The sequence below is a fragment of the Pseudomonas sp. GB2N2 genome, assembly GCF_054897705.1.
The window spans coordinates 1,612,549-1,638,586 of the sequence record NZ_CM142701.1 but is presented as its reverse complement, the minus strand read 5'-3'; the positions used below and the strand labels follow the sequence as shown (position 1 = coordinate 1,638,586).

Below are 26,038 nucleotides of genomic sequence, written 5' to 3'. Positions count from 1 at the left end.
CATTCCAACCTGTGGGAGCGAGCCTGCTCGCGAAGGGGCCCGCCTAAACGCTACAAAGACTTCAGTTAAGACCGAGCTTTCCACGCAAAGTCGACAGATCCTCAGCCAAGGTATTCACCGGTCCGACCAACGCTTTACGGTCGCTGTCTTTCACCTTGTCATAGGTCTCAAAACCGCCATCCCTGGTTTTGTACTTGGCCAAAGTCTTGTCCACCGTGGCGAAATTTTTGTCGACCTTGGCAATGAACGCTGGGTCCTGTTTCTCGATTTGCGGACGGAACAGATCGACGATTTTCTTCGCGCCGTCAATGTTGCCCTGGAAGTCATACAGGTCGGTGTGGCTGTAGCGATCTTCTTCGCCGGAGATCTTGGTCGCTGCCACTTCTTCCAGCAACGCAGCCGCACCGCCTACCACTTTCTCAGGCGGGAAGGTCAGGCCGGCCACGCGGGTTTGCAGGTCCTTGACATCTTTGTCCAGACCGTCGGCCAACTCGCCGAGGCCCTGGGTGGTTTTCTCAGTAAACAGCGTGTATTCGATGCGGTGGAAACCGGTGAAGTCTTGCGCTTTCACGCCTTTTTCATGGTCGTCGACACGGGAGTCGATGGACGCGTCGAGGTCACTGAACAGCTCGGCAATCGGTTCGATCGACTCGTAGTAAACCCGGGTCGGCGCGTAGAGCTTTTGCGCGGTGGCCACGTCACCTTTCTTCACGGCGGCGGTGAATTTCTGCGTGTGGCTGGCCAGCTCGTCCAGTTGCTCGGTGACGTAGATTTTGTAGTCCGAGATCGGCCCAACCAGTTCCAGCGGCGCCGTCGCCGCGAAAGCCGAAAACGGGGTGTTGAGCAAACCAAGGGTCAGCAGTAACGCGAGTGGCGGCTTTTTCATGGGACGGTTCCGTGTGGGGGTTATTCAGGTCGTTGTTTTTGGCGGTGTGGCGTTGAGCAGCGAGCGTCCGATGAAATCCTGATCGCCCGTGACACCCGGCAGCGTGAAAAAGTACCCGCCGCCAACCGGCTTGAGGTACTCCTCGAGCGGTTCGCCGTTGAGTCGGGTTTGTACGGTGATAAAGCCTTTTTCCAGGTCGGCCTGGTAGCAGATGAACAGCAATCCCATGTCCAGCTGGCCGTTCTTGTTCACGCCGTTGGAGTAGTTGAACGGCCGGCGCAGGATCAGATTGGCCTGGCTCGCGACCGTGCGCGGGTTGGCCAGGCGGATGTGCGCATCGAGTTTGGTCAGTTTGCCTTCCGGGTCTTTCGCGTAATCCGGCACTTCGGTTTCATGGGCGCCGCCCATCGGCGCGCCGGTACTTTTGACTCGGCCGAGAATGCTTTCCTGTTCCTGCAACGGCGTGCGGTCCCAGCGCTCGACGAAGTTGCGGATGATCCGCACCGCCTGATAGCTACCATTCGCCGCCCACGCCGGTTCATCACTGCCGGGCTGCACCCAGACGATGCTGCCCATGGTCTTGGCATTGTTGGAATCGGGGTTGGCCGAGCCGTCGCGAAAACCCAGGAAATTGCGTGCGCTCTGCGGCGGGACCCCGGGTTTTAACGGAGCCTGGGCCGGCACGCTGCCTTCCTGTTTCCAGCGCACCAGCAGCAAGTCCGGCAGGTTTTTCACGATGTCGCGCAGGGCGTGGATGTTGGTGTCGATGGTGTTGGCGCAGAACTGCAGGCTCAGGTCGCCATGGCAGCAATCGGCCTCCAGCGCATCGTTGGGGAAACCGATCATGCGCATCAGGCGTTTCGGCTTGGCAGCGGCGAGGCCGAAGCGCTCGTCGAACAGCGATTCGCCCACCGACACGGTGATGGTCAGGTTGTCCGGCGTGACCACCGGGCCGAGGATTCCCGAATCCACCGGCGGCAATTTCGGATCGATCTGGGTCACGGGGCCACCGGTCATCAGGAACGCGATGCGCTCGTTGAGCGTGCGGAACAGCCGCTCCAGGTCTTCGCGGTCGCTGGCCAGCACATCAAACGACACCAGCATGCCGGACGCCGGACGCGGGGTGACGATGCCGCTCTGGTGCTGGCCGTGGAAATCATGACGATCTTCGGTCTTGTCGCTGCTCGGTGCTTCGGTGACTTGCGCGGGGCTGGCGGCCATGGCCGGGCAGCTCAAGGCCGAACCGGCGAGGGCCACGCCGGCGGCGCCCATGCCCATCAATACACGACGGCGCTGAAGGTTGAATTGCTCTGAATCGTTCATCTGAAAGTCGTCTTCTGCTTACAGGCCGGAAAGGCCAAGGGCGGGATCGATTGCGTCGAGTGCGTCGGCCAGTGCCTTGGCCTTGTCGGCGATCTGTTTGCGCTGTTCGGCGCTGACCGTGTCGTAACTGGCGTAGCCATCGTTGACCTTGAAACCGTTGAGCTCGGAATCAAGGCTGGCGAAGGCGCTGTCGATGCCCGGCAGCAAATCGGCAGCGGATTTGGTCAACAGCGGACGCAACAGCTCGACCACTTTGCGCGCGGCTTCGAGGTTGCCGGCGAAACCGTTCAGGTCGGTGTGGCTGTAGCGCTCCTCTTCACCGCTGCTGGCGCGCACGTCGCCGAGGTTATTGAGGTTGCGCACTACGATGCTGACCAGTTGTTCCGGCGGCAGCGATTGCGCGAGCAGCTCCTGTTTCAATGCGCTGACATCGGTCAGCAGTCGTTGCGCCACCGGTGTCAGGCCATCGAGGCTGCGTTGCTGGAACAAGCCGTATTCGAGGCGATGAAAACCGCTGAAGTCTGGGTCCTGTTCGCGTTTTTCAAAGTAATCGGCGCGGACGTTGATCGTGTTGTCCAGCTCGGCCAGGCGCTGCGCCGCCGGGGCAATGCGTTGATAGGCGCTACGCGTCGGAACGTACAACGCCTGCGCTTGGCTCAAGTCACCGGCTTCGATGGCTTGCTCCAGGGCGGTGACGCTTTTGATCAGCGCGCTGCTTTGGCTGCTCAGGTAGACGCGGAATTCCGACAACGGACCGACAAAAGCGACCATCGACGGCTTGGCCTTGGCGGCGGCATCGGACGCGGCGTTCGGCGTCACGTGCAATGTGCCGCGCGGGTTGCTCAGCAGGCCGCAGGTGATCGCGTAATCGCCGGGCAGCAGGTTGGCGTTGATCACCTGACTGAGGCCGGGCGCGATGTTTTCCCGTTCTTCGATCACCAGCACGCCGTCGAGGATTTCCCATTCAACGGCGCGATCCGAGCGGTTGACGATACGGAAACTGGCGCGACCGGCCGGCACCGTCAGCGCATTAGGCTCGCAACTGTGCGGGTGAATGGTCACCAGCACCTCGTCATGGTGGGTCAGGCGCTTGGCGGCCGCCATTTTCGAGGCGTAATAGAACAGGCCGCCGGCGGCAATCATCACGATCACCGAACCGGCCACCGCCCAGCGCAAGGCGCGGGGAGGGGAGGGGAGGCCTGAGGAGAAGCTTGATTTGGCATGAGGGCCCTTACTGTCTGGAAAAAATGCATCGGCGCACCCCCTTGTAGGAGCGAGCCTGCTCGCGAAAGACTTACAGGCGCCACGGGGCATCAGGTTTTACGCGTTATCGTTAACGACCATCGCGAGCAGGCTCGCTCCTATAGGAGGTAGGGGGCGCGGATGCCGGCGCGGGGAGGAAAAACATCACCAGCGCCACCCCCAGGTAAATCAGATACACACCCAAGGTGCTGACGGTCGGCGTGTCCTGATAGCCGAACATGCCCGCCAGCACCGAGCCCAGCGGGCCGTCCATCGGCAGCGTGGCGCTGAAGTCAAAGAGCACGGTTTGCAGTTGATTCCAGACCCCGGCCTCATGCAGCGCCTGAACCGAGTTGGCAAGAATGCCGGCGGCGACCACCAGGATGAACAGCCCGGTCCAGCGGAAGAACGCGCCAAGGTTCAGGCGCATGCTGCCGCTGTAGATCAGGAAGCCGACGATAATTGCGAGGATCAGGCCGAGCAGGGCGCCGATCGGCGCGCCCGGACCTTCGCTTTGCTGGAACACGGCGAGCAGGAAGAACACGGTTTCCAGGCCTTCCCGGGCGACGGCGAAAAACACCATCGCAATCAGCGCGGTGACCTGATGTTTGGAGCCGGTCAGCGCGTGATCAAGGGAGACGTGCAGCGAATGCTTGATCGAGCGTGCGACCTTGCGCATCCAGAACACCATGGAACTGAGGATGCCAACCGCCACCAGGCCGACCACGCCTTCAAACAGTTCCTGTTGTTTCTGCGGGAATTCAGCGCTGACCAGTTCCAGGCCACCACCGACCAACAGGGCCAGGGCAGCGGCGAGAAACACGCCGATCCACACGGCGGGCATCCACTGGCCGCGACCGGTTTGCTTGAGGTAACTGGCGATGATGCCAACGATCAACGCTGCTTCAATGCCTTCGCGCAGCATGATCAGAAAGGGAACGAGCATTCGGCACCGCGTCAGAATCAGATAGGGTGCTAATTTGTAACATAATGACACTCATTCCCAAATAGCAATCATTGACATTAACCTGAACCTAAGCTGAACGACCTCAACATCACCTCAGTGCCCTGTAGGAGCCAGCTCCTGTGCGGTAAGATGCCGGCACGCAAACAACAGGGCTCCCGCCGCGCCAATGTCGGAAAAAGACACCATCTCCATTCAACTGGTGCGTGAAGCGCTGTTGCAAAGTTGCGCCCCCGGTGCCGCCACCGACGAAGTATTGAACAAGGTCGGCATCGACCCAGCGCTGCTGCAAACCTCCGACGCCCGTGTCCCGGCCACCGCTTACGCGCGCCTGTGGCGTCTGCTGGCCCGGCGTGGTGACGATGAGTTTTTTGGCATGGACCCGCGCAAGCTCAAGTCCGGCAGCCTGGCGTTCCTGTGCCGCAGTTCAATGGTGCAGCCGAGCTTGGCCGCCGGCCTGGCCTCGGGGCTGGGTTTTCTGTCGCTGATGCTCGAACACTTGCCGGCGCAGTTGGTTCGTCAGCAAAGCCTGGCGGAAATCGTTTTGCTCGAAGACGATCAGGACCCGCGCCGTGCCTTCACTTATTTCACCTACTGGATGATCGTCCACGGCGTGGCTTGTTGGCTGGCGGGACGACGGATTCCGATCCTCGCCATCGAACTGCGTTGCCCGGCACCGGATTTTTGTGATGACTATCAGGTAATGTTTTCCGAAAACCTGCGCTTCGACCGGCCACGCACGCGGATGATTTTTTCCGCCGATTGCCTCGATTGGCCGATCAAGCGCAGCGCCGAAGAACTCACGCGGTTCCTGGCCCATGCGCCGGCGAACATTTTGGTGAAGTACCGCGATCCGGAAAGCCTTGCCAGCCGGATCAAGCAGGATTTGCGGCACTTGCCGGCCGAACACTGGCCGGAAACCGAGCCTCTGGCTCAGAAGCTGTGCATGTCGGCCTCGACCTTGCGCCGGCGCCTGGCGGAAGAGGGGCAGACCTATCAAGGCCTCAAGGACAGCGTGCGCAAGGAATTGGCCATTGTCTGGCTCGCCGAGCCCGCCATCAGTTTTGCCGAGATCGCCACGCGGCTGGGTTTCGCCGATGCGAGTTCGTTCTACAAGGCGTTTCGCAAGTGGTCAGGGTCGAATCCGGGGCATTATCGCAGTCTGATTCTTAACGAAGCGACGTGATCCAGACCCCGTGTTGATTGCACCGACGCTATCGCTGGCAAGCCAGCTCCCACAGGTCATGTATCAAATTTGAAAACACGCCCATTCTGTGGGACCTGGCTTGCCAGCGATGACGACCGCTCAGGCGCCGCACCTCTTGAGTTTTGGCCAAACCAGTCAGATAACTTGATAGCTTTGACCATTGCCTCACACCCCACGCAGAGCGAGTATTTCCCTGGTTTTTACGGTTCCCCCAACCTAATAAAAATACAGAGGGATTCTGGCAATGCGCGATTACTTGTCTGCCACTTCACAGTTCGATTATCAGCACACCGTCGACGCCGCGCTGGCGGGCGATCTGACGGCGCTCAATGCGTGTGTCGAGTGTTGCGACCGGCATGCATTGCCAGGTCGCATCGCGCTGTTTTGGGAAGGCCGCGACGGCGCTAGTGCGACGTACACCTTCAGCGACGTGCAGGACAAAGCCGCGCGCTTCGCCAATTTCCTCCTGGCCCAGGGCGTGCAGAAGGGCGACAAGGTCGCCGGCCTGTTGCCGCGCAATATCGAATTATTGATCACCGTATTCGCCACCTGGCGCATCGGCGCGGTGTATCAGCCGCTGTTCACAGCGTTCGGCCCGAAAGCCATCGAACACCGCTTGAGCTGCTCCGGCGCCAAAGTAGTGGTCACCGACGCGGTCAACCGCGCCAAATTGGCCGAAGTCGCCGATTGCCCGACCATCGTCACCGTCGGCGGCGCCAAGGGCCAAGGCATTGTTCGTGGCGATTTCAGTTTCTGGGCCGAACTGGCCAATTATTCCGCTGACTGCGAACCCGTGCTGCTGACCGGCGAAGACCCGTTCCTGCTGATGTTCACGTCCGGCACCACCGGCCCGTCGAAAGCCTTGTCCGTTCCGCTGAAAGCCATCGTCGCGTTCCAGAGCTACACCCGCGACGCCGTGGACCTGCGCCCGGAAGACGCCTTCTGGAACGTCGCCGATCCGGGCTGGGCCTATGGCATTTATTTCGGAGTGACCGGGCCGATGTCATTGGGGCACCCGATCACCTTTTACGATGGCCCGTTCACCCTCGAAAGCACCTGCCGGGTGATCAACAAATACAACATCACTAACCTCACGGGTTCGCCGACCGCGTATCGCCTGTTGATCGCCGGTGGCAATGAATTCGCCAAGTCGATCAAAGGCAAGCTGCGCATCGTCAGTAGCGCCGGCGAGCCGCTGAACCCGGAAGTGATCCGCTGGTTCGCCGACAACCTCGGCGTGGTGATTCACGACCATTACGGCCAGACCGAGCTGGGCATGGTCCTGTGCAACCACCACGGCCTCGAACACCCGATCCACATGGGTGCCGCCGGTTTCGCCTCGCCGGGCCATCGCATCGTGGTGCTCGACGATGACTATCAGGAACTCGGCGTCGGCCAGCCGGGCATCCTGGCCATCGACCGCACCCAGTCGCCGATGTGCTGGTTTGGCGGCTACGAAGGCGCGCCGACCAAAGCCTTCGTCGGCAACTATTATTTAAGTGGCGACACGGTCGAGTGGAACCCGGACGGCAGCATCAGTTTCGTCGGCCGCAGTGACGACGTGATCACCACCTCCGGTTATCGCGTCGGCCCGTTCGACGTCGAAAGCGCGTTGATCGAGCACCCGGCGGTGGTTGAAGTGGCGGTGGTCGGCAAACCTGACCCGGAGCGCACCGAACTGGTCAAAGCCTTCGTGGTGCTCAGCGCGCAATACCGCGCCGCGCCCGAATTGGCCGAAGAGCTGCGCCAACACGTGCGCAAGCGATTGGCGGCGCACTCGTACCCGCGTGAAATCGAATTTGTCAGCGAGTTGCCTAAAACCCCAAGCGGCAAATTGCAGCGCTTTATCTTGCGCAACCAGGAAATCGCCAAGGCTCAAGAGGCCGCAGCGAAGAACGTTTCAGCTTGAATTCAAGGAAACAATGATGCAGATCGAAAACAAGGTTTTTCTCGTCACCGGCGGTGCGTCCGGGCTCGGTGCGGCCACCGCTGAAATGCTGGTCGCGGCCGGCGCCAAAGTGATGTTGGTGGACCTGAACGCCGAGGCGCTCGCGGCCCAGGCTGCACGCCTCGGTACGCAAAGTGTGGTGGCCGACATCAGCAACGAAGCGGCGGCTGAAGCGGCGGTGCAGGCGACCGTCATAGCGTTCGGCGGCCTCAACGGTCTGGTCAATTGCGCCGGCATCGTGCGCGGCGAGAAAATCCTCGGCAAGAACGGTCCCCACGCTCTGGCCAGTTTCAGCCAGGTGATCAACGTCAACCTGACCGGCAGCTTCAACATGCTGCGACTGGCCTCGGCGGCCATCGCCGAAACCGAGGCGGATGCCGATGGTGAACGCGGGGTGATCATCAACACCGCATCGGCTGCGGCCTACGACGGCCAGATCGGTCAGGCCGCCTACGCGGCGTCGAAAGGTGCGATTGTCAGCCTGACCTTGCCCGCCGCCCGCGAACTGGCGCGCTTTGGCATCCGCGTGATGACCATCGCCCCGGGCATTTTCGAAACGCCGATGATGGCCGGCATGACCCCGGAAGTCCGCGCATCCCTGGCCGCCGGCGTGCCATTCCCGCCGCGCCTGGGCAAACCGGCCGAGTACGCGCAACTGGTCCGACACATCATTGAAAACAGCATGCTCAATGGCGAGGTGATCCGTCTCGACGGCGCCTTGCGCATGGCCGCCAAGTAAGGAGGATTTGTCATGAGCCTTTCCAACGATCCCATTGTTATCGTCAGCGCCGTCCGCACCCCGATGGGTGGTTTCCAGGGCGAACTGAAAAGCCTGACCGCGCCGCAACTGGGCGCCGCCGCGATCCGCGCCGCCGTCGAACGTGCCGGTGTGGCGCCCGACTCGGTTGACGAAGTGTTGTTCGGTTGCGTGCTGCCCGCCGGTCTCGGCCAGGCCCCGGCACGTCAGGCGGCACTGGGTGCCGGGCTGGATAAATCGACCCGCTGCACCACGCTGAACAAAATGTGCGGTTCGGGCATGGAAGCGGCCATTTTGGCCCACGACATGCTTGTCGCCGGCAGCGCCGAGGTGGTGGTGGCCGGCGGCATGGAAAGCATGTCCAACGCGCCGTACCTGCTGGACCGCGCCCGTAGCGGTTACCGCATGGGCCACGGGCGAGTGCTCGATTCGATGTTCCTCGACGGCCTCGAAGATGCCTACGACAAAGGCCGGCTGATGGGCACCTTCGCCGAGGATTGCGCCGAGACCAACGGTTTTACCCGTGAAGCCCAGGACGCATTTGCCATTGCCTCGACCACCCGCGCGCAGCAGGCGATCAAGGACGGCAGTTTCCGCGACGAGATCGTGCCGCTGACCGTGACTGTCGGCAAAGATCAGGTGCTGATCAGCACCGACGAACAGCCACCGAAAGCCAGACTGGACAAGATCGCTTCGTTGAAACCGGCGTTCCGCGAAGGCGGCACGGTGACGGCAGCGAACTCCAGTTCGATTTCCGATGGCGCGGCGGCCCTGGTGCTGATGCGCCGTTCCGAAGCAGAAAAGCGTGGTTTGAAAGCGCTGGCGGTGATTCATGGCCATGCGGCGTTCGCCGACACTCCGGCCCTGTTCCCGGTGGCACCGGTGGGCGCAATCAAGAAGTTGCTGAAGAAAACCGGCTGGTCGCTGGAGCAGGTCGATCTGGTGGAAGTCAACGAAGCCTTCGCCGTCGTCAGCCTGGTGACCATGACCCAACTGGAAATCCCCCACGAGAAGATCAACGTCCATGGCGGCGCCTGTGCCCTCGGTCACCCGATCGGTGCGTCCGGCGCGCGAATCCTCGTGACCCTGCTCTCGGCCCTGCGCCAGAAAGGCCTGAAACGCGGCGTCGCAGCGATCTGCATCGGCGGCGGCGAAGCCACGGCAATGGCCGTTGAATGCCTATATTGAAAACGCCACCGATACCTGTGGGAGCGGATTGAACAAATTAAGGATTTGCCATGATTCCCAATGACGAACAACTGCAGATCAGCGAAGCCGCCCGGCAGTTTGCTCAGGAACGGCTGAAGCCGTTTGCCGCCGAGTGGGACCGCGAACATCGTTTCCCCAAGGAAGCCATCGGTGAAATGGCCGAGCTGGGCTTCTTCGGCATGTTGGTGCCGGAACAGTGGGGCGGTTGCGAGACCGGTTACCTGGCCTACGCCATGGCCCTGGAAGAGATCGCCGCCGGCGACGGCGCCTGCTCGACGATCATGAGCGTGCACAACTCGGTCGGTTGCGTACCGATCCTCAACTACGGCAACGACGATCAGAAAGAACGCTTCCTCAAACCCTTGGCCAGCGGTGCGATGCTCGGCGCATTCGCGTTGACCGAACCCCAGGCCGGTTCGGACGCCAGCGGCCTGAAAACCCGTGCACGTCTGGAAGGCGATCACTACGTGCTGAACGGTTGCAAGCAGTTCATCACGTCCGGGCAGAACGCCGGGGTGGTCATCGTGTTTGCGGTGACCGACCCGAGCGCCGGCAAACGCGGGATCACCGCACTGATCGTGCCCACTGATTCGCCGGGCTACAAAGTCGCCCGCGTCGAAGACAAGCTCGGCCAGCACGCGTCCGACACCTGTCAGATTCTGTTCGAAGACGTCAAAGTGCCGGTCGCCAACCGATTGGGCGAGGAGGGTGAAGGCTACCGAATTGCCCTGGCCAACCTCGAAGGCGGACGCGTGGGCATTGCCTCGCAGGCCGTCGGCATGGCCCGTGCCGCATTCGAAGCGGCGCGGGATTACGCCCGTGAACGCGAGAGTTTCGGCAAGCCGATCATCGAACACCAGGCCGTCGCATTCCGCCTCGCGGACATGGCGACCCAGATCGCCGTCGCACGGCAGATGGTGCATTACGCAGCGGCATTGCGTGACAGCGGCAAACCGGCCTTGGTCGAAGCCTCGATGGCCAAGTTGTTCGCCTCGGAAATGGCTGAAAAGGTCTGCTCCGCCGCCTTGCAAACCCTCGGCGGTTACGGTTACCTGAACGACTTCCCCCTGGAGCGTATCTACCGCGACGTGCGGGTCTGCCAGATCTACGAAGGCACCAGTGATATTCAGCGCATGGTCATTTCGCGCAGTCTTTAAGAAGGAGTCCATTGTGAGTTACGAAACGATTTTGCTGGAAACCCATGGCCGTGTCGGCCTGATCACCTTGAACCGTCCGCAGGCGCTGAACGCGTTGAACGCGCAGCTCGTCAGCGAACTGAATCACGCGCTTGATGGCCTGGAAGCCGATTCGAACATCGGTTGCATCGTGCTGACCGGCTCGAAAAAAGCCTTCGCCGCCGGTGCCGACATCAAGGAAATGGCCGAGCTGACCTACCCGCAGATCTACCTGGACGATCTGTTCAGCGACAGTGATCGCGTGGCCAACCGCCGCAAGCCGATCATTGCCGCGGTCAACGGTTTTGCCCTGGGCGGTGGTTGCGAACTGGCGCTGATGTGCGATTTTATCCTGGCCGGCGACAATGCCCGGTTCGGCCAGCCGGAAATCAACCTCGGCGTATTGCCGGGCATGGGTGGCACCCAGCGCCTGACCCGCGCCGTCGGCAAAGCCAAAGCCATGGAAATGTGCTTGAGCGGTCGTTTGATCGATGCGGTGGAAGCGGAGCGTTGCGGGATCGTCGCGCGGATCGTGCCGGCGGATGAATTGCTGGAAGAAGCGCTGAAAGTCGCAGCGCTGATCGCCAGGAAGTCGTTGCCGATTGCGATGATGGTCAAGGAAAGCGTGAACCGCGCGTTCGAGGTAAGCCTGCAGGAAGGCGTGCGTTTTGAACGCCGGGTGTTCCATGCGGCGTTTGCGACGCAGGATCAGAAGGAAGGGATGGCGGCGTTTATTGCCAAGCGTGACGCCGAGTTCGTCGGTAAGTGATGTAGCGTTTTCAATGGCGCCTTCGCGAGCAGGCTCGCTCCCACACTGGAACGCATTCCAAGTGTAGGAGCGAGCCTGCTCGCGAAAAACCTGAGAGCACCGCGGTGTTTCAGGTTTCCCGCGTCATCGTGGACCACCATCGCGAGCAAGCTCGCTCCTACAAGGTTTAAACCAGATAATTTTTCAGTTCGCGGGCGATGACCATCCGCTGAATCTCGCTCGACCCTTCATATATCTGCGTAATCCGCGCATCCCGGTAGTAACGCTCCACCGGGTAATCCTCCAGGTACCCGTACCCGCCGTGAATCTGCAACGCTGACGAGCAGACCTTCTCAGCCATTTCCGATGCAAACAGCTTGGCCTGCGAGGCCTCTGACAGACACGGCTTGCCCGCGCTGCGCAGCCGTGCGGCATGCAGGATCATCAGCCGTGCGGCGTTGAGTTGCATGTGCATGTCCGCCAGCATGTTGGCAATGCTCTGGTGCTCGATGATCGGCTTGCCGAACTGCACGCGATCGCGGGCGTAAGCCAGCGCCGCTTCAAACGCCGCACGGGCGATGCCCAGCGCCTGCGCCGCAATGCCGATGCGTCCGCCTTCGAGGTTGGACAGGGCAATCGCCAGGCCCTTGCCGCGTTCGCCAAGCAGATTGGCTTCAGGAAGGGTGCAGTTGCTCAGGGTCACCGCGCAGGTATCAGAGGCGCGGATGCCCATTTTGTGTTCGGTACGGTCGACGATGAAACCGGCGGTGTCGGTGGGCACCAGGAACGCCGAAATGCCGCGCTTGCCCAAATCCGGATCAGTCACCGCAAACACAATCGCCAGTTTCGCCCGTTTGCCGTTGCTGACAAATTGCTTGGCGCCGTTGATCACCCATTGGCCGTCGCGCAATTCGGCGCGGGTGCGCAGGTTATGTGCCTCGGAACCCGCTTGCGGTTCGGTCAGGCAGAAGCAGCCGATGGCCTGGCCGCTCGCCAGATCCGGCAACCAGGTCTGTTTCTGTTCGTCAGTGCCGTAGTTCAACACCGGCCCGCAACCCACGGAATTGTGGATGCTCATCAGCGCGCCGGTGGCGCCGTCGCCAGCGGAGATTTCTTCCACAGCGAGGGCATAGGCGACGTAATCGACGTAGGTGCCGCCCCATTCTTCCGGCACCACCATGCCCAACAGGCCGAGTTCGCCCATCTTCGCCACCAGACCGTCGTCGATCCAGCCGGCCTTCTCCCAGGCTTGCGCGTGGGGCGCGATTTCGCCACGGGCAAAGTCCCGGGCCATGTCGCGGATCATGACTTGCTCTTCACTCAATTCGATATCGTGCATGGCTCAGCTCCCGCTCCGGTCAAACCCGCTGAAGAAACTCGCGACGTGCCCGGTGTCCAGCGCGTGCAAGGTCGGTGGGTTCCAGCGCGGTGTCTTGTCTTTGTCGATCAGCAAGGCGCGCACGCCTTCGATCAGGTCGCCGCGCTCGAACCACTGACGGTCCAGGTGCAGCTCAAGGGCGAAGCAGTCTTCCAGGCTCAAGTGCCGGCCGCGTCGCAGCATTTCCAGGGTCACGCCCATGGCCAGCGGCGAACGGGTTTCCAGCAAATCAGCCGTAGCATTTGCCCATTCACGGCTGTCAGCGACGGTCACCTCGCGCAATTGCTCAACCATACTCGGCACGTCGGGCAGGGCGAAGAAGTGATCGATGGCCGGGCGCAGTGCTTTAAGTGGTGCATCGGGCAGTTGCTGTACCGCGAATTTGGCCAGCAGACTGTGCAGGTCCTTCAGCGGCGTCTCGCGCCATTCCAGCCGATCGAGCTTTTCGTCGAGTGTTGCGAGTTTGCTGCTGTCCAGATACCAGTCAGCCAATCCGCAAAACAGCGCATCGGCGGCGCGGATCTGCACGCCGCTGACGCCCAGGTAAATCCCCAATTCGCCGGGGATGCGCGGCAAAAAGTAGCTGCCGCCGACGTCCGGGAAATAACCGATGGCCACTTCCGGCATCGCCAGGCGGCTTTTCTCGGTGACTACCCGCAAGTCGGCGCCTTGCACCAGGCCCATGCCGCCGCCGAGGACAAAACCGTCCATCAGGGCGAGCACCGGTTTGCGGTAATGGTGGATAGCGAGGTCGAGGGCGTATTCCTCGACGAAGAAATCTTCGTGCAGGGTGTCGCCATTTTTGAAGCTGTCGTACAGCGAACGGATATCGCCGCCGGCACAAAAGGCTTTCTCGCCGGCACCCCGCAAGACCACGGCGTGAACCTGCGAATCCTGCGCCCAGGCGTCGAGCTGGCAGTGCAGGAGGCGGACCATGTTGAGGGTAATTGCGTTGAGACCGGCGGGGCGATTCAGGGTCAGGTGACCGATGTGGTTGCGAACCTCGGCCAGCACTTCATTTTGCGTGGCATCCAGGAGCGAAGTCCCTGGAGAAGAAACCTGAGCAGTCATCACTAACTCCCTGCTTTTATTGTTCTTTATAGACAAGCTCGCGCGCGAGCGATGCAGGATCGTACCAGTGCAAATTTATCGTGTACAACCGGGATATGTGCAGGCTCAGTCTGCATTTTTGCAGAGGACTTCGCTGATGCTGCGGCGTTTGGCGTGCAGTTCACTGGCGTGAATCAACCGCTCAAGGTCTTCAGGGGTGACGTCGAAGAAAGCTTCCATGTCCGTCAGGGCCAGTTTCAAGTCTTGGGCGGTAATGGCCTGGCTGTCGGCCGAAGGCATGACCGGCGCCGGTTCGGCGGGGTGTTTCGGGTAACGAATGCGCGTCAGGTTGTTATACGCCAGCGCGCTGAACAACATCGTCGTGGCGCCAAACATCACCGGGGCCAGGGCTTTCCAATCGAGGGCGATGGTCGCCGGGTCAGCCAATACCAGCGTCAGGGCCAGGGCACCGGCCGGCGGGTGCAGGCAACGCAGCCAGCACATCAGGAGCAGCGCCATGCCGGCGGCCAGGCATGCACTGCCGAGGGTGCGCCCCAGCACATGTGCCACCAGCAACGCGACAACGCTGGCGCTCAGGTAACCGCCGAGGATCGACCAGGGTTGCGCCAGCGCACCGGATGACACGGCAAACAGCAACACCGCCGAAGCCCCCAGGGGGCCGATCAAATGCTGCGCCACTTCGATGCCAAACACCTGCGAACACAGCCAGACGCTGAACATCGTGCCCAACGCCATGCCAATCGCGGCGCGGCTCCATTCCGAGGGACGGGTGTTGATGGCGGCGGGTAACCAGCGAGCGAGCATCGGTAACAGACCCATAGATAAAATCGATGCAAAAAAAAAGGCTTAGCTGGGATATCCAGAAAGCCCTTGAAGGTGTTCCAACTATTGGGGGAGGAACGAGGACAGTGTGCCGCTGATTTCTGATGCTGACAAATTCATATTAATGCTGTTTGAGTGCATTATCTTTGCTGTAAAGCCACGCGCCGACCGCTCATGAAGCATAGAAAACCGCCATGGCGGTGAGCGCGCTCAGGGCATAAAACATTGTCGGTGCCGCTGTGTGCATCAATAGATAGCCGCACATCACCGGACTCAGGGCACCGCCGAGGGCGGCCAGGTTCTGCGCACCGTAATAGCTGCCGCGCAGTTCCTCCGGGGCGAGGGTGTCGACGAAGAGGAATTCGGCGGGATAAATGATCATCTCGCCGAGGGTGAAAATAAACATCGCCACCCATCACGACATCAGGCTGTCGGCCAGGCTGAAGCCGATCCATCCGACGAAGAACAGGCTGGTACCACCGGCAAACCAGTAGCGCAGCTGTTCACGCTTGAGAAAGCGCTTCTGATTTTTGATGTTCGGCGGGAGGCCGATTCGCGCCTTTCGCGAGCAAGCCTCGCCACAGGTCCACGCTCCTACAAGGGGTGGTGGTGGGGGGCAAGTTTAGGGTTTCGGCAGGTGAATCAGTACGTAATCATTGTTATCGAAGCGTCCGTTCAATACCGAAAACTGCGTACCCGGAGCAGTGCCGTGCAATGCATTGTAATCACTCTGGTCCATCATCACCCACGCCGGTCGCGCAACGCTTTCCAACTCCTGTATCGACTCAGTAAACACCGGTTGCAGATCCTGCCCGATATTGACCATGAACTTGATCGCCTTGGCGTCTTTGCCCATGCCGTGTAACACCAGCGGCGCCGGGTTTTCCTGTACGAGCGCAAAGGCCGCGCGACTAAACGTTCGGGTATCGTAGAGCCGGCGTTCCACTGGCTCGAACACCAGCAAGTAAACCAGCCACAGCGCCAACACCGCGCACAATGCCAATGCCTGAGGCCGCCATCGCGAAGACTTGAACAGCATGACGATGGCGATGGCCTGCAACCCACCAAGGATGGTCAAAATCGAAGTCAGTGGCTCGGGCACGCGTCGTTGAGCAATCAGCAATCCAGCGATCAGTACCGAGGGTAATATCAGCCACACCCCCTGCATCCCGACCCGCAACCAGGCGAACACCCGGCCGTGCGCCACTTGAAACGGATACGCCGCGATGATCGCCACCATTGGCAATATGGGCAGCACATAACGGGCTTTCTTCGCCTGCGGAATCGATAACCCGATCATCACGATCAGCGCCGCCGCCGTGCAGCAGTGCACCAGGCGCAAGGCCGGACTCGCCTGGCGCGAATCCGTCAGCCAGACCGCCGCCAACGCCAGCAAGGCCAGGGGATAGGCCAGCGCATAGTTACCCAGCGAGCTGGTGAAGTAATACAGCGAACCGCTCATGCCTTCGCTGCCGTCCATGCGGCCCATGAACTGCATGCGTATCACGTCTTGCATGAAGGCCTGGCCGCCGCTGCGTTCAGCCAGCCACAACAACGCGCCGACGCACACCGCCAGCAGCAGCGCCGCGCCAAGGCCAAAACCGAACAGGCGTTGCCATTGGCGATTGATCAGCAGATAGCTGCACAGGATGCCGGTGGGAATCACCAATCCAATTGGCCCGCGGATGCCGAATCCGAGCAGCAACAGGGCGAAGATCAGCCACCAGCGACGCTTTGCCGCACCGTGATCGGCGGCGTAGCCCAGGTAGAACACCGCAAATGCCACCGCAGCGAGCATCAGGTCCAGGGACACGGCGCGGGTTTCGGTGATGAAGGTGCTGGTCATGAGCATCAGCGCGATGCTCAACACCGCCCAGCGCGGGGAGTGGGGCGCCAGCATGCGGTACATCAACGTCACGATCACCGCACCGGCAATCGCGCTGGGCAGCCAGGCACTGAGGCTGCTGACCTCGCCGAATGGCAGTGACAGCAGCCAGATAAACAGCGTCGAAACCGCCGAATAATCAGCGTAAGGCTGGCCATAGGTGGTCGGAAACACCGACGGCCCATGACGCAACATCTCCTGGGCGAACAGCACGAACCGCGAATCGAAACCAATGGCTGCCTGCTGATAAACCCCGGCGCTGAACAGTACCAACGCCAGCAGACCGATTAACCAGGACTGGTGGCGCACGTGCCCTGACATCACAACCCGGCGACGACCGAAGCGGCCGGCCACTGCTGATATGGAATCGGCAATTTGCGCGATTCACCGCGGCCCATCGGGAAGTACGTGAACCCGTTGCGCGCCAGGCGATCAGCGTCGTACAGGTTGCGCCCGTCAAAGATCACCGGTGCGTTGAGCCGCTGCTGGATCAGGTTGAAATCCGGGGCCTTGAACTGCTGCCACTCGGTGCAGATGATCAACGCGTCGGCCCCCGACAGCACTGACTCCGGGGTGCCCATGAGCATCAGCTTCGCTTCGTCGGGATACAAATGCTGGGTTTCCTGCATCGCTTCCGGATCGAATGCGCGCACGCTGGCGCCGGCGGCCCACAGCGATTCCAGGAGCACGCGGCTCGGGGCGTCGCGCATGTCGTCGGTGTTGGGCTTGAAGGCCAGGCCCCACACGGCAAACGTCTTGCCGCGTAAATCGCCCTTGTAGAACGCGTTGATGCGTTCGAACAGCTTGTGTTTCTGCCGCTGGTTGATCGCTTCCACCGCTTGCAGCAAATCGCTGGAACAATGCGCTTCTTCAGCGCTGTGGATCAGCGCGCGCATGTCCTTGGGAAAACACGAACCGCCATAGCCGCAGCCGGGGTAGATGAAGTGGTAGCCAATGCGCGAATCGGCGCCGATGCCCAGGCGCACCGACTCGATGTCGGCGCCGAGGTGTTCGGCCAGTTCGGCGATCTGGTTGATGAAACTGATCTTGGTCGCCAGCATGCAGTTGGCCGCGTATTTGGTCAGCTCGGCGCTGCGCAGGTCCATGAACATGATGCGGTCATGGTTGCGGTTGAAGGGTGCGTAGAGGTCGCGCATGACGTCGCGCACGTCATCGTTTTCGCAACCGATGACGATGCGGTCCGGGCGCCGGCAATCGGCCACGGCCGAGCCTTCTTTCAAGAACTCAGGGTTGGAGACGATCTCGAACTGTAACAACCGACCGACTTTGATCAAGGCCTTGTCGATGTGCGCGCGCAACGTGTCGCCAGTGCCCACGGGTACGGTGGATTTTTCCACCAGAATCACCGGCTGCTCGCGATGACGAGCCACCGCATCGCCCACCGACAATACGTAACGCAGGTCCGCCGAGCCATCGTCCCGGGACGGCGTGCCAACTGCGATGAACAGCACCTGACCGTGTTGCACCGCGAGTTTTTCATCGGTGGTGAATTGCAGGCGCTTGGCTTCCAGGCTCTCGCGCACCAGGCTGGCCAGCCCCGGCTCGAAAATGCTTACGTGGCCTTGTTGCAGCAATTCGACTTTCTTCTCGTCGATGTCCATGCACACGACGTCGTGGCCGACTTCCGCCAGCACGGCGGCTTGCACCAGACCAACGTAACCGCTACCAAATACACTGATTTTCATAGGTCACTCCTGAGTCCGGACGCGTGAGCGGGTCGAGAATTGATGGTGATGACGCCGAGGATGACCAGTGCCACCCCGAGGCTTTTGGAAAGGCTGAACGCTTCGTTGAACATCGGTAGCGTGGCGGCGAGCAGGTACACCAGCGCATAGCTGATGCTCAGCAGCGAATAGGCCCGGCCGAGCGGCACATCGCGCAACGCGGCGAGCCAACTGAACATCGACAGGGCGTAGGCGAGGATGGCGCCCAGCACCACGACCACCGCGGTCGGGTCAATGGCTTCGTCGAGCCAGTGTTCGGGTGAGGGCAGGCGCGTCATGCTCCAGCGCATGCCCAACTGTGCAGCGCTGCCGAGCAAGACGCTGCCGAGGGCGAAAGTGATTCCGCGGCGCAGGCTCATGTGTGCGACCCCAGCAGAATCACTCCGCCGATCACCAGCACCACGCCGACCCAGTGGCGGCGGTCGATGACTTCATGGAAAACGAAGCGAGCGATCAAGGTAATCAGCACGAAATTCAGGCTGAGCATCGGGTACGCGAGGCCGACCTCTAGGCGCTGCAACACCAGCAGCCACACCAGCAAACCCGCGCCCAACGCGCCGAGCGCCAGCCACAGCCACGGTGTGCGAAGTTTTTCGCCCCAGCTTGACGGCTTGCCACGCCAGCGCTCGACTGCGTATTTCTGGGCGATCTGACCCAGGCACGTGAGCAGGCAGGCTGCCAGCACCAGTAACAGGCTCATGACGCACCCTGAGGAAAAATCAGAATCACAAGGTTGCCTTGTTCATAGCGTTTGCCGTCTTTGGGCAAGCGTTCGATTTCACGCAGTTCGCTCTCGCCTTTGACCCGCATTATCACCCCCACCGAACCGTGCTGGCGGGCGTCGCGCATCCACTGCTGGACGCGCTCGGGGTCGACGCGTTGCTGCATGCCGTCAGGATAGGCGAGGCCATATTTCAGTTCGCCTATCGTGTTGTACAACGCCACGTCCGCACGTTTCAGGCGCCAGGCCAGGGCAGAGGCGGCGCCGAGGTCGTTGGCCAACAGACTGTCGACCCGGCTGAGTTCCTCTTGATGCTCAAGGACGAACTGGTCCGGCATCTTGTTCGCCACCACCGCCTCGGGCAGCGCCGCCGGCACAACGCCGATCAGCAGCAAACTGCCAATGGCTGGCGCTGCCCAGCATTGCAACGGCCGGAACGCTTGCAGCAGATTGGCCATGATCCAGCCGATCAGCCCGATAAACACCAGCACCAGGCTGTGCAACTCGTGGTCGTACAGCGGCTTTTTCAGTTGCAGGTAAACCAGCGCGAGCAGGGTGACCAAGCCCAGTATCAGATTCAGCAGGCCATTGATCCCCAACGCCCGGCCCTGTTCCACGCGCAGACGATCCGCCAGTGCGTGCCCCAGTAACAAAGCCAACGGCAACAGGCACGGCAGGATGTAACTGGGCAATTTGCCGTTGCTGAGACTGAAAAACAGCAACGGCATCAGCAGCCACAACAGCAGGAACGCGATGTGCGACTGCCCGCGTGTTTGCCACGCTTGCTTGAATGCCGACGGCAACAGCCCGGCCCACGGCAGACTGAATCCCACCAGCCAAGGAAAGTAGAACCACCAAGGCGCGTCGTGCTGGGCGTCGTCACCGGCGAAGCGGCGAATGTGTTCGTGCCAGAAGAAAAACCGCCAGTAATCGGGCTCCTGCGCATGCACTGCCAGCGCCCACGGCAAGCTCACGACGATGGCCGCGACAATGGCCACCGGGCCGTAAAGCAACAGCTCGCGCCAACGTTTTTGCCAAAGCATCCAGGGCAGGGCGATCAGCACCGGCAACAGCAACGCCAGAAAACCCTTGGTCAGAAACCCCATGCCACAGGCCAGACCAAGCACGGCCCAGCCGACCAGGCGCCGCCCGCGACTCGCGCTGTCCAGCGCGAACCACAAGGCCACCAGACTAAGGTTGACCCACAGGGTGAATTGCGGATCGAGGTTGGCGTAACCGGCTGCACCGGCCACAACGGTGAAACTCATGTACAGCAGCGCGCAGGCGAAACTCTTGCGCGGTTCGTTCCAGAGCCGACGGGCGATCAGGTAACACAGCATCACGCTGAGCCCGATGCTCAGGGCGGAAGCAAACCGCACGCCGAACAAGTTCTGGCCGAACAACGCCTGACTGGCGGCGATCATCCAGTAACCGGCGGCCGGTTTTTCGAAGTAGCGCAAGCCCATGAAGTGCGGCGACACCCAGTTGCCGCTCAGCAGCATGTCCTGGCTGATCTGCGCGTAGCGGGTTTCGTCGGGAATCCATAAGCCATGGGTGCCCAGCGGCAGGAGGTACAGCAGCAGGAAAGCGCCCAGCAGAAACGGCAATGCCCAGCGATTGCTCATACGCCTTGCACTCCCAGCCAGCCTTCACGCCCTTCAAGCGCGCCGCGTACCACGCGCCCGGCCGGCACAGCGTCTGACCGTTCGGGCAGCAGATCGCCCAACGGCTGGAAACGGATATCACGCTGGCTCGCAGCGGCCAGCAGTTGACGGAAATCGTCGGCCATCAGAATCCCTTCTACTTCGGCATGGATCGTGTAGACGTTGAGTTTTTCGGCACTGAACCGGTCAAGGATGAAGCTGTTGAAGTCTTCGGCGGCGACAGCGGGGCCGACCACCTCATCGAAGGTCGGCAGATCCACCGGAATTTGCGGCGCACCCAAACCACCACTGGGCAGTCTCGGCCGGAACAGGCTGTTACCCCGGCAATCGCTGTTGTAGCGAAAACCGAAAGCCTGCTTGGCTTCGATCACTCGCTCATCCGCACGCCATCCGGCCGCCGCCGAGCAGTCGATTTTCTGCCCGAGGATGTCGCTCAGCGTGTCCACGCCCAGGCGAATCTGCTCGATCAACTGAGCGTCGTTCCAGTGTCCGGCATTCGCCTGCCAGCCGTGGTGATCCCAGGCGTGCAGGCCGACTTCATGCCCGGCCGCCTGGGTCTGGCGCATCAAGTGGCCGAGGTCATGGCCAATCGGCTTGCCCGGCCACGCGGTGCCCGCCAGCAAGATGTCCCAGCCGTAGAGGCCGGCGGCATTCGAACGGAGCATCTTCCACAGAAACTGCGGGCGAATCAGGCGCCACAAATGCCGGCCCATGTTGTCCGGTCCGACACTGAAAAAAAACGTCGCCTTGACCCCGGCCTCATCGAGCATTTCCAGGAGCCGCGGCACCCCCTCACGGGTGCCGCGGTAAGTGTCGACATCGATTCGAAGGCCTGCCTGCATTAACATGCTTCTTCTTTAGAAAGCTCCGCGATTTCGAGCATGGCTTCACGGAGGAAGAAATCCAGGGTATTGCCGATGGTCTCGCTCATCTCCACCGTCGGCGCCCAGTCGAGCAGGCGCTTGGCGTTGGCAATGCTTGGTTTGCGATGGGACACGTCTTGATAGCCGGTGCCGTAGAACGCCTTGCTTTCGACATCGCGGAACCCGGCGAACGGCGGGAAGTTGTGGCGCAACGGATGCGCTTCGAACTGGCGCAACAGCTCTTCGCCCAACTGCCGGATGCTGGCTTCGTTGTCCGGGTTGCCGATGTTGATGATCTGGCCGTTGCAGGCGTCGTTGCGGTTGTCGATGATCCGCGCCAGGGCTTCCACGCCGTCGGCAATGTCGGTGAAGCAGCGTTTTTGCTCGCCACCGTCGAACAGGCGAATCGGTGTGCCCTCCACCAGATTGAGGATCAGCTGCGTGATCGCCCGGGAACTGCCGATGCGTGCCGAATCCAGACGGTCGAGGCGCGGGCCCATCCAGTTGAAGGGACGGAACAGGGTGAAGTTCAGGCCTTTCTGGCCGTAGGCCCAGATCACCCGGTCCAGCAGTTGCTTGGAGGTCGAGTAGATCCAGCGTTGTTTATTGATCGGCCCGACCACCAGGTTGGAGGTGTCCTCGTCGAATTTGTCGTCCTGGCACATGCCATAGACTTCCGAGGTCGACGGGAAGATCACGCGTTTGTTGTACTTGACGCAGTAGCGCACCAGTTTCAGGTTTTCTTCGAAATCCAGTTCGAACACGCGCAGCGGGTTGCGGGTGTATTCGATCGGCGTGGCGATCGCCACCAGCGGCAGGATCACGTCGCATTTCTTGATGTGGTACTCGATCCACTCGGAGTGGATGCTGATATCGCCTTCGACGAAATGGAAGTTCGGGTGGCTGCGCAAACGGTCGATGGCATCGGAGCCGATGTCGAGGCCGTAGACCTCGTATTGGTCATCGCGCAGCAAACGCTCGGACAAGTGATTGCCGATGAAACCGTTGACGCCGAGGATCAGTACGCGGGTACGACGTGGTGCGCGCCCGGATTCGGAACCGCGCAGCACGGAACCCTCGACCAGACCAAGCTCGCTGGCCAGTTGCGGGCCGCTCAGGTACAGGCCATTGTCGTTGCGTTGACCGGCGCTGATCACCAGCGAATCTTCGCCGCAGGCAATGCGCAGCGGATCGACGCTGATGACCCGGCCGGGTGCCTGGCCGTCGTTGCCCTTGACCACTTCGGCGTTCCAGATGATCAGTTTGTGTTCGCTGACGGCACAGAACGCGCCGGGGTAAGGCTGGGTGACTGCGCGCACCAGATTGAACAGCTGTTCGGCCGGGCGCTTCCAGTCCAGTTTGCCGTCGGCCGCTGTGCGTCGGCCGAATACTGTGGCTTTGGATTCATCCTGCGGGGTTTCGCTGACGGTGCCGGCGAGCAAGGCTGGCAGCGTGTCGCGCAGCAGGTCGGCAGCGGCCACGCGCAGTTTGCCGTGCAGGCTCAGCGCCGTGTCGCTGCGTTCAATCGCGACACGCTGCTGGGCGAGAATCGCGCCGGCGTCGGCGCGCTTGACCATGCGATGCAAGGTCACGCCGGTTTCGCTTTCGCCGTTGACCAGCACCCAATTGGCCGGCGCCCGCCCGCGATAGCGCGGCAGCAAGGAACCGTGCAGGTTAAACGCGCCTTTGCGCGCGGTGGCCAGCAACGGTTCGCTGAGCAGGTTGCGGTAGTAGAACGAGAACAGGTAATCCGCGTCGAGCTGGCCGATGCGTTCGATCCACAGGGGGTGATTGACGTCTTCCGGGGCGTGCACCGGGATACCCTTGCGGGCGCACAGTTGCGCAACAGAGCTGTAGAAAGCGTTTTCCTTCGGATCATCGGCGTGGGTAAACACCGCGGCGATCTCGAAGCCCGAGGCGAGCAGGGTTTCGATGCCGGCACAGCCAATATCGTGATAGGCGAAAACAACAGCTTTTGCACTCATGAGAGAACCTGATCTGAAGAAGTGGAAGTGAGACCGTCAACGGTGACAACCGGAGCAGGGGACGCCGGTTGGCTACGCAAAACTTTTTCGATAAAGAAACGCGGGCGGGCGCGCACGTCGCTGTACATGCGCCCGAGGTATTCGCCCAACAGGCCCATGCCGATGAACTGGCCACCGGTGAACACGAACAGCACGGCGAACAATACGAAGGTGCCGTGACCGGCCCAACTGGCGCCGAACACCAGGCGCAACACGATCAGCGCCAGGGCGAACGCCACGCCCAGGCCGGCCATGGCGAAGCCGACAATGCTCAGCAAGCGCAGCGGCGTGGTGGTCATGCAGGTGATCAGGTCGAACATCAGGTTGATCAGGCGCATCGGGCTGTACTTCGATTCGCCGTGTTCGCGTTCGGCATGGGTCACGAGGATTTCCGTGGTGTGCCGGGCAAAACTGTTGGCGAGGATAGGGATGAAGGTGCTGCGTTCGCGGCAGGCGAGCATGGCGTCGACGATGGACCGACGATAAGCGCGGAGCATGCAGCCGTAATCGCTCATGGCCACGCCGGTGGAGCGCTGCACGGCCAGGTTGATTACTTTTGAAGGCCAGCGCCGCAGCGCCGAATCCTGGCGATTACTGCGCACCGTGGCGACCACGTCATAGCCGAGTTCAGCCTGGGCCACCAGGCGCGGAATCTCTTCTGGCGGGTTTTGCAGATCGGCATCAAGGGTGATGATCACATCGCCTTTGCACTGCTCGAAACCGGCCATGATTGCCGCGTGCTGGCCGTAGTTGCGGTTGAGAATGACCGCCACCACCGGGCTGCACTCAACACTGGCAGCCTCTTCGAGAATTTGCGCAGAGTTGTCACGACTCCCGTCATCGACCAGCACGATTTCATAGTCGTGGTGCAATTGCCGGCACGCCGCTTCGGTGCGCCTCAGCAACTCTGGCAGGCTGTCTTCTTCGTTGTAGACCGGGATGACAATCGAAACGCAACGGATCGGATAAGGTTTCACAGGCGTGTGTCCAGTACGGTTTCAATGGCATCGACCACGCGATTCACGTCATCGCCGGTCATGTCCGGGAACAGCGGGATCGAGCACAGGCGCGCGGAGTTCCACTCGGTGTTGGGCAGGTAGATGTTCGGGAAGCGCTGGCGGTAATAGCTGTGCAGGTGTGTGGCAATGAAATGAATCCCAGTGCCGATGTTCTGCGCCTGCAAGGCTTTCATGAACGCTTCGCGGTCGAGCCCGCAGCGCTCGGCGTCGATGCGCAGGATGAACAGGTGCCAGGCGTGCTGTTGCGGGTACTGGGGAATCGCCAGGGGTTGCACGGCCGAGCCTTCCAGCCTTTGCAAATACGTTCGGGCCAGTTCGGTGCGCTTTGCATTGATCTCGTCCAGGCGTTCCAGTTGCACCAGCGCGATGGCGGCATTGATGTCGGCCAGGTTGTATTTGAAGCCGGGTTCGATCACTTCCGCCTGAGGCTTGCGACCGTGAGTCAGGCGGTCGTAGGCATCGACGCCGAGCCCGTGAAACTTGAGCATGCGCACCCGATTGGCCAGCGCTTCATCGTCACTGACGAACATCGCGCCCTCGGCGCAGGTCATGTTCTTGATCGCGTGAAACGAGAAGATCGCCGTGCCGTTCGCGCCGACATGGCGGTTTTTGTAGAAGGTCCCGGCTGCGTGGGCAGCGTCTTCGATGACCGCGATGCCGTGTTTGTCGGCCAGCGCGTAAAGCGGGTCAAGGTCGAACGCCGCGCCGGCGTAATGCACCGGAATAATCGCTTTTGTGCGTGGGGTGATGGCGGCTTCGATACTCGCCAGATCACTCATCAGCGTGTCGCGTTCAACGTCGACGAATACCGGTGTCGCGCCCAGCAGGCAAATCATGTTGGCGGTCGAAACCCAGGTCTGCGACGGCGTGATGACTTCATCGCCAGGACCGATGCCCAATGCCAATAACGTGATGTGCATTGCACCGGTGGCCGAGGACAGAGCCACGGCATGTTTGCAACCGACGTAGTTGGCGAAGTGCTCTTCGAGTTGCTGGTTTTTCGGCCCGGTAGTGATCCAGCCTGAGCGCAATACTTGCTCTACGGCGGCGATTTCTTCTTCGCCAATACTCGGGCGGGAGAAGGGGAGAAAAGCCTCAGTCATGGGCACCTCGGATTATTTGATCAGCAGTTTTGAGTTGAAACACGTCTGAATCCCATTTCATCGTAGACGAAGAATTGAATGCTGCATCAATGAGTTAATTCATCATGCTGACAAAGCGCATTCATTGGGGTTTCCAATGGGCTCGGCAAATTGAGGGAGCGCTGGCAGGCCCACCCGATTGTTAAGAGAGTAGGCTCGATTTTGTGAAAGGAATATGAAAAACCGGTCGTGATAGCGTTTATCTGAAGGCTATTAAGCCTGTGTTCAGACTTCTGCCTTCGCTC

General features: G+C 61.0%; 22 protein-coding genes and 2 pseudogenes. 6 read left to right on the top strand and 18 right to left on the bottom strand.

The features are described from left to right. Positions 1 to 61: 61 nt before the first annotated feature. The 4 genes from efeO (ACYZT4_RS07535) to efeU form a co-directional block, all read right to left on the bottom strand. Positions 62 to 886, bottom strand: a complete 825-nt coding sequence (gene efeO / locus ACYZT4_RS07535) for an iron uptake system protein EfeO (RefSeq protein WP_461986569.1) — start codon at positions 884 to 886, stop codon at positions 62 to 64. A 24-nt stretch (positions 887 to 910) separates the two neighbouring features. Continuing rightward, complete coding sequence (gene efeB / locus ACYZT4_RS07530; protein WP_461986567.1) at positions 911 to 2,209, bottom strand: iron uptake transporter deferrochelatase/peroxidase subunit; 1,299 nt, start codon at positions 2,207 to 2,209, stop codon at positions 911 to 913. Positions 2,210 to 2,227: 18 nt separating this feature from the next. Beyond that, complete coding sequence (gene efeO / locus ACYZT4_RS07525) at positions 2,228 to 3,352, bottom strand: iron uptake system protein EfeO (RefSeq protein ID WP_461988593.1); 1,125 nt, start codon at positions 3,350 to 3,352, stop codon at positions 2,228 to 2,230. Between the two features lie 190 nt (positions 3,353 to 3,542). Then, positions 3,543 to 4,397, bottom strand: a complete 855-nt coding sequence (efeU, locus tag ACYZT4_RS07520; RefSeq protein ID WP_461986565.1) for an iron uptake transporter permease EfeU — start codon at positions 4,395 to 4,397, stop codon at positions 3,543 to 3,545. A 187-nt stretch (positions 4,398 to 4,584) separates the two neighbouring features. On the opposite strand from efeU, the gene ACYZT4_RS07515 reads away from it, so the two are divergent. The 6 genes from ACYZT4_RS07515 to ACYZT4_RS07490 all read left to right on the top strand — a co-directional run bounded on the left by ACYZT4_RS07515 (position 4,585) and on the right by ACYZT4_RS07490 (position 11,480). After that, positions 4,585 to 5,601 carry an AraC family transcriptional regulator gene (locus tag ACYZT4_RS07515; RefSeq protein ID WP_461986563.1) on the top strand — a complete coding sequence of 339 codons (1,017 nt, stop codon included), beginning with the start codon at positions 4,585 to 4,587 and terminating at the stop codon, positions 5,599 to 5,601. Positions 5,602 to 5,866: 265 nt separating this feature from the next. Next, positions 5,867 to 7,531: an AMP-binding protein gene (locus ACYZT4_RS07510; protein ID WP_461986561.1), complete on the top strand. Its 1,665-nt coding sequence runs from the start codon at positions 5,867 to 5,869 to the stop codon at positions 7,529 to 7,531. 16 nt (positions 7,532 to 7,547) lie between these two features. Beyond that, a complete protein-coding gene (locus ACYZT4_RS07505) occupies positions 7,548 to 8,309 on the top strand; it encodes an SDR family NAD(P)-dependent oxidoreductase (RefSeq protein WP_461988591.1) in 762 nt (253 codons plus the stop codon). 12 nt (positions 8,310 to 8,321) lie between these two features. Continuing rightward, positions 8,322 to 9,515, top strand: coding sequence for an acetyl-CoA C-acyltransferase (locus ACYZT4_RS07500; protein ID WP_461986559.1), 1,194 nt, complete (start codon positions 8,322 to 8,324; stop codon positions 9,513 to 9,515). Positions 9,516 to 9,565: 50 nt separating this feature from the next. After that, the gene (locus tag ACYZT4_RS07495; protein WP_461986557.1) at positions 9,566 to 10,693 is read left to right on the top strand and encodes an acyl-CoA dehydrogenase; all 1,128 of its coding nucleotides are present in this window, start codon (positions 9,566 to 9,568) and stop codon (positions 10,691 to 10,693) included. Between the two features lie 13 nt (positions 10,694 to 10,706). After that, the gene (locus tag ACYZT4_RS07490; protein ID WP_461986555.1) at positions 10,707 to 11,480 is read left to right on the top strand and encodes an enoyl-CoA hydratase; all 774 of its coding nucleotides are present in this window, start codon (positions 10,707 to 10,709) and stop codon (positions 11,478 to 11,480) included. Positions 11,481 to 11,539: 59 nt separating this feature from the next. Here ACYZT4_RS07490 and ACYZT4_RS07485 read toward each other — a convergent pair. The 14 genes and pseudogenes from ACYZT4_RS07485 to arnB form a co-directional block, all read right to left on the bottom strand. Continuing rightward, positions 11,540 to 11,620: pseudogene (locus ACYZT4_RS07485) on the bottom strand (outer membrane lipoprotein carrier protein LolA); the annotation flags it as partial. Between the two features lie 26 nt (positions 11,621 to 11,646). Next, complete coding sequence (locus tag ACYZT4_RS07480) at positions 11,647 to 12,798, bottom strand: acyl-CoA dehydrogenase family protein (protein ID WP_461986553.1); 1,152 nt, start codon at positions 12,796 to 12,798, stop codon at positions 11,647 to 11,649. Between the two features lie 3 nt (positions 12,799 to 12,801). Next, entirely contained in the window at positions 12,802 to 13,908 is a 1,107-nt protein-coding gene (locus tag ACYZT4_RS07475; protein WP_461986551.1) for an enoyl-CoA hydratase/isomerase family protein, read from the bottom strand. A 105-nt stretch (positions 13,909 to 14,013) separates the two neighbouring features. Then, positions 14,014 to 14,712, bottom strand: a complete 699-nt coding sequence (locus tag ACYZT4_RS07470; RefSeq protein ID WP_461988589.1) for an HPP family protein — start codon at positions 14,710 to 14,712, stop codon at positions 14,014 to 14,016. 158 nt (positions 14,713 to 14,870) lie between these two features. Further along, positions 14,871 to 15,250 (bottom strand): annotated as a pseudogene (locus ACYZT4_RS07465) (MFS transporter); the annotation flags it as partial. A gap of 102 nt (positions 15,251 to 15,352) precedes the next feature. Continuing rightward, positions 15,353 to 16,936, bottom strand: coding sequence for an ArnT family glycosyltransferase (locus ACYZT4_RS07460; protein ID WP_461986549.1), 1,584 nt, complete (start codon positions 16,934 to 16,936; stop codon positions 15,353 to 15,355). Then, on the bottom strand, positions 16,936 to 18,321 hold the full coding sequence (locus ACYZT4_RS07455; RefSeq protein ID WP_461986548.1) for a UDP-glucose dehydrogenase family protein: 1,386 nt from the start codon (positions 18,319 to 18,321) through the stop codon (positions 16,936 to 16,938). Before ACYZT4_RS07455 ends, ACYZT4_RS07460 begins: the two co-directional genes overlap by 1 nt. Next, a complete protein-coding gene (gene arnF, locus ACYZT4_RS07450; protein ID WP_461986546.1) occupies positions 18,318 to 18,719 on the bottom strand; it encodes a 4-amino-4-deoxy-L-arabinose-phosphoundecaprenol flippase subunit ArnF in 402 nt (133 codons plus the stop codon). Before arnF ends, ACYZT4_RS07455 begins: the two co-directional genes overlap by 4 nt. Next, complete coding sequence (gene arnE / locus ACYZT4_RS07445) at positions 18,716 to 19,060, bottom strand: 4-amino-4-deoxy-L-arabinose-phosphoundecaprenol flippase subunit ArnE (protein WP_461986544.1); 345 nt, start codon at positions 19,058 to 19,060, stop codon at positions 18,716 to 18,718. Before arnE ends, arnF begins: the two co-directional genes overlap by 4 nt. Further along, a complete protein-coding gene (gene arnT, locus ACYZT4_RS07440; protein WP_461986543.1) occupies positions 19,057 to 20,706 on the bottom strand; it encodes a lipid IV(A) 4-amino-4-deoxy-L-arabinosyltransferase in 1,650 nt (549 codons plus the stop codon). The genes arnE and arnT overlap by 4 nt, the downstream gene beginning before the upstream one ends. Further along, complete coding sequence (gene arnD, locus ACYZT4_RS07435) at positions 20,703 to 21,587, bottom strand: 4-deoxy-4-formamido-L-arabinose-phosphoundecaprenol deformylase (protein WP_461988587.1); 885 nt, start codon at positions 21,585 to 21,587, stop codon at positions 20,703 to 20,705. Before arnD ends, arnT begins: the two co-directional genes overlap by 4 nt. Beyond that, positions 21,587 to 23,593, bottom strand: coding sequence for a bifunctional UDP-4-amino-4-deoxy-L-arabinose formyltransferase/UDP-glucuronic acid oxidase ArnA (arnA, locus tag ACYZT4_RS07430; protein WP_461986541.1), 2,007 nt, complete (start codon positions 23,591 to 23,593; stop codon positions 21,587 to 21,589). Before arnA ends, arnD begins: the two co-directional genes overlap by 1 nt. Beyond that, complete coding sequence (gene arnC / locus ACYZT4_RS07425; RefSeq protein ID WP_461986539.1) at positions 23,590 to 24,609, bottom strand: undecaprenyl-phosphate 4-deoxy-4-formamido-L-arabinose transferase; 1,020 nt, start codon at positions 24,607 to 24,609, stop codon at positions 23,590 to 23,592. The genes arnA and arnC overlap by 4 nt, the downstream gene beginning before the upstream one ends. Next, entirely contained in the window at positions 24,606 to 25,754 is a 1,149-nt protein-coding gene (gene arnB / locus ACYZT4_RS07420; RefSeq protein ID WP_461986537.1) for a UDP-4-amino-4-deoxy-L-arabinose aminotransferase, read from the bottom strand. Before arnB ends, arnC begins: the two co-directional genes overlap by 4 nt. Positions 25,755 to 26,038: the final 284 nt, after the last annotated feature.

Coding starts and splice junctions, on each gene's coding strand:
- ACYZT4_RS07505 (WP_461988591.1), top strand. CDS start 7,548: ATGCAGATCGAAAACAAGGTTTTTCTCGTCACCGGCGGTGCGTCCGGG.
- arnT (WP_461986543.1), bottom strand. CDS start 20,706: ATGAGCAATCGCTGGGCATTGCCGTTTCTGCTGGGCGCTTTCCTGCTG.
- efeO (WP_461988593.1), bottom strand. CDS start 3,352: ATGATTGCCGCCGGCGGCCTGTTCTATTACGCCTCGAAAATGGCGGCC.
- arnD (WP_461988587.1), bottom strand. CDS start 21,587: ATGCAGGCAGGCCTTCGAATCGATGTCGACACTTACCGCGGCACCCGT.
- arnE (WP_461986544.1), bottom strand. CDS start 19,060: ATGAGCCTGTTACTGGTGCTGGCAGCCTGCCTGCTCACGTGCCTGGGT.
- efeB (WP_461986567.1), bottom strand. CDS start 2,209: ATGAACGATTCAGAGCAATTCAACCTTCAGCGCCGTCGTGTATTGATG.
- ACYZT4_RS07500 (WP_461986559.1), top strand. CDS start 8,322: ATGAGCCTTTCCAACGATCCCATTGTTATCGTCAGCGCCGTCCGCACC.
- ACYZT4_RS07480 (WP_461986553.1), bottom strand. CDS start 12,798: ATGCACGATATCGAATTGAGTGAAGAGCAAGTCATGATCCGCGACATG.
- ACYZT4_RS07470 (WP_461988589.1), bottom strand. CDS start 14,712: ATGCTCGCTCGCTGGTTACCCGCCGCCATCAACACCCGTCCCTCGGAA.
- ACYZT4_RS07475 (WP_461986551.1), bottom strand. CDS start 13,908: ATGACTGCTCAGGTTTCTTCTCCAGGGACTTCGCTCCTGGATGCCACG.
- ACYZT4_RS07510 (WP_461986561.1), top strand. CDS start 5,867: ATGCGCGATTACTTGTCTGCCACTTCACAGTTCGATTATCAGCACACC.
- arnA (WP_461986541.1), bottom strand. CDS start 23,593: ATGAGTGCAAAAGCTGTTGTTTTCGCCTATCACGATATTGGCTGTGCC.
- efeO (WP_461986569.1), bottom strand. CDS start 886: ATGAAAAAGCCGCCACTCGCGTTACTGCTGACCCTTGGTTTGCTCAAC.
- ACYZT4_RS07515 (WP_461986563.1), top strand. CDS start 4,585: ATGTCGGAAAAAGACACCATCTCCATTCAACTGGTGCGTGAAGCGCTG.
- ACYZT4_RS07455 (WP_461986548.1), bottom strand. CDS start 18,321: ATGAAAATCAGTGTATTTGGTAGCGGTTACGTTGGTCTGGTGCAAGCC.
- ACYZT4_RS07460 (WP_461986549.1), bottom strand. CDS start 16,936: ATGTCAGGGCACGTGCGCCACCAGTCCTGGTTAATCGGTCTGCTGGCG.
- arnB (WP_461986537.1), bottom strand. CDS start 25,754: ATGACTGAGGCTTTTCTCCCCTTCTCCCGCCCGAGTATTGGCGAAGAA.
- arnF (WP_461986546.1), bottom strand. CDS start 18,719: ATGAGCCTGCGCCGCGGAATCACTTTCGCCCTCGGCAGCGTCTTGCTC.
- efeU (WP_461986565.1), bottom strand. CDS start 4,397: ATGCTCGTTCCCTTTCTGATCATGCTGCGCGAAGGCATTGAAGCAGCG.
- ACYZT4_RS07495 (WP_461986557.1), top strand. CDS start 9,566: ATGATTCCCAATGACGAACAACTGCAGATCAGCGAAGCCGCCCGGCAG.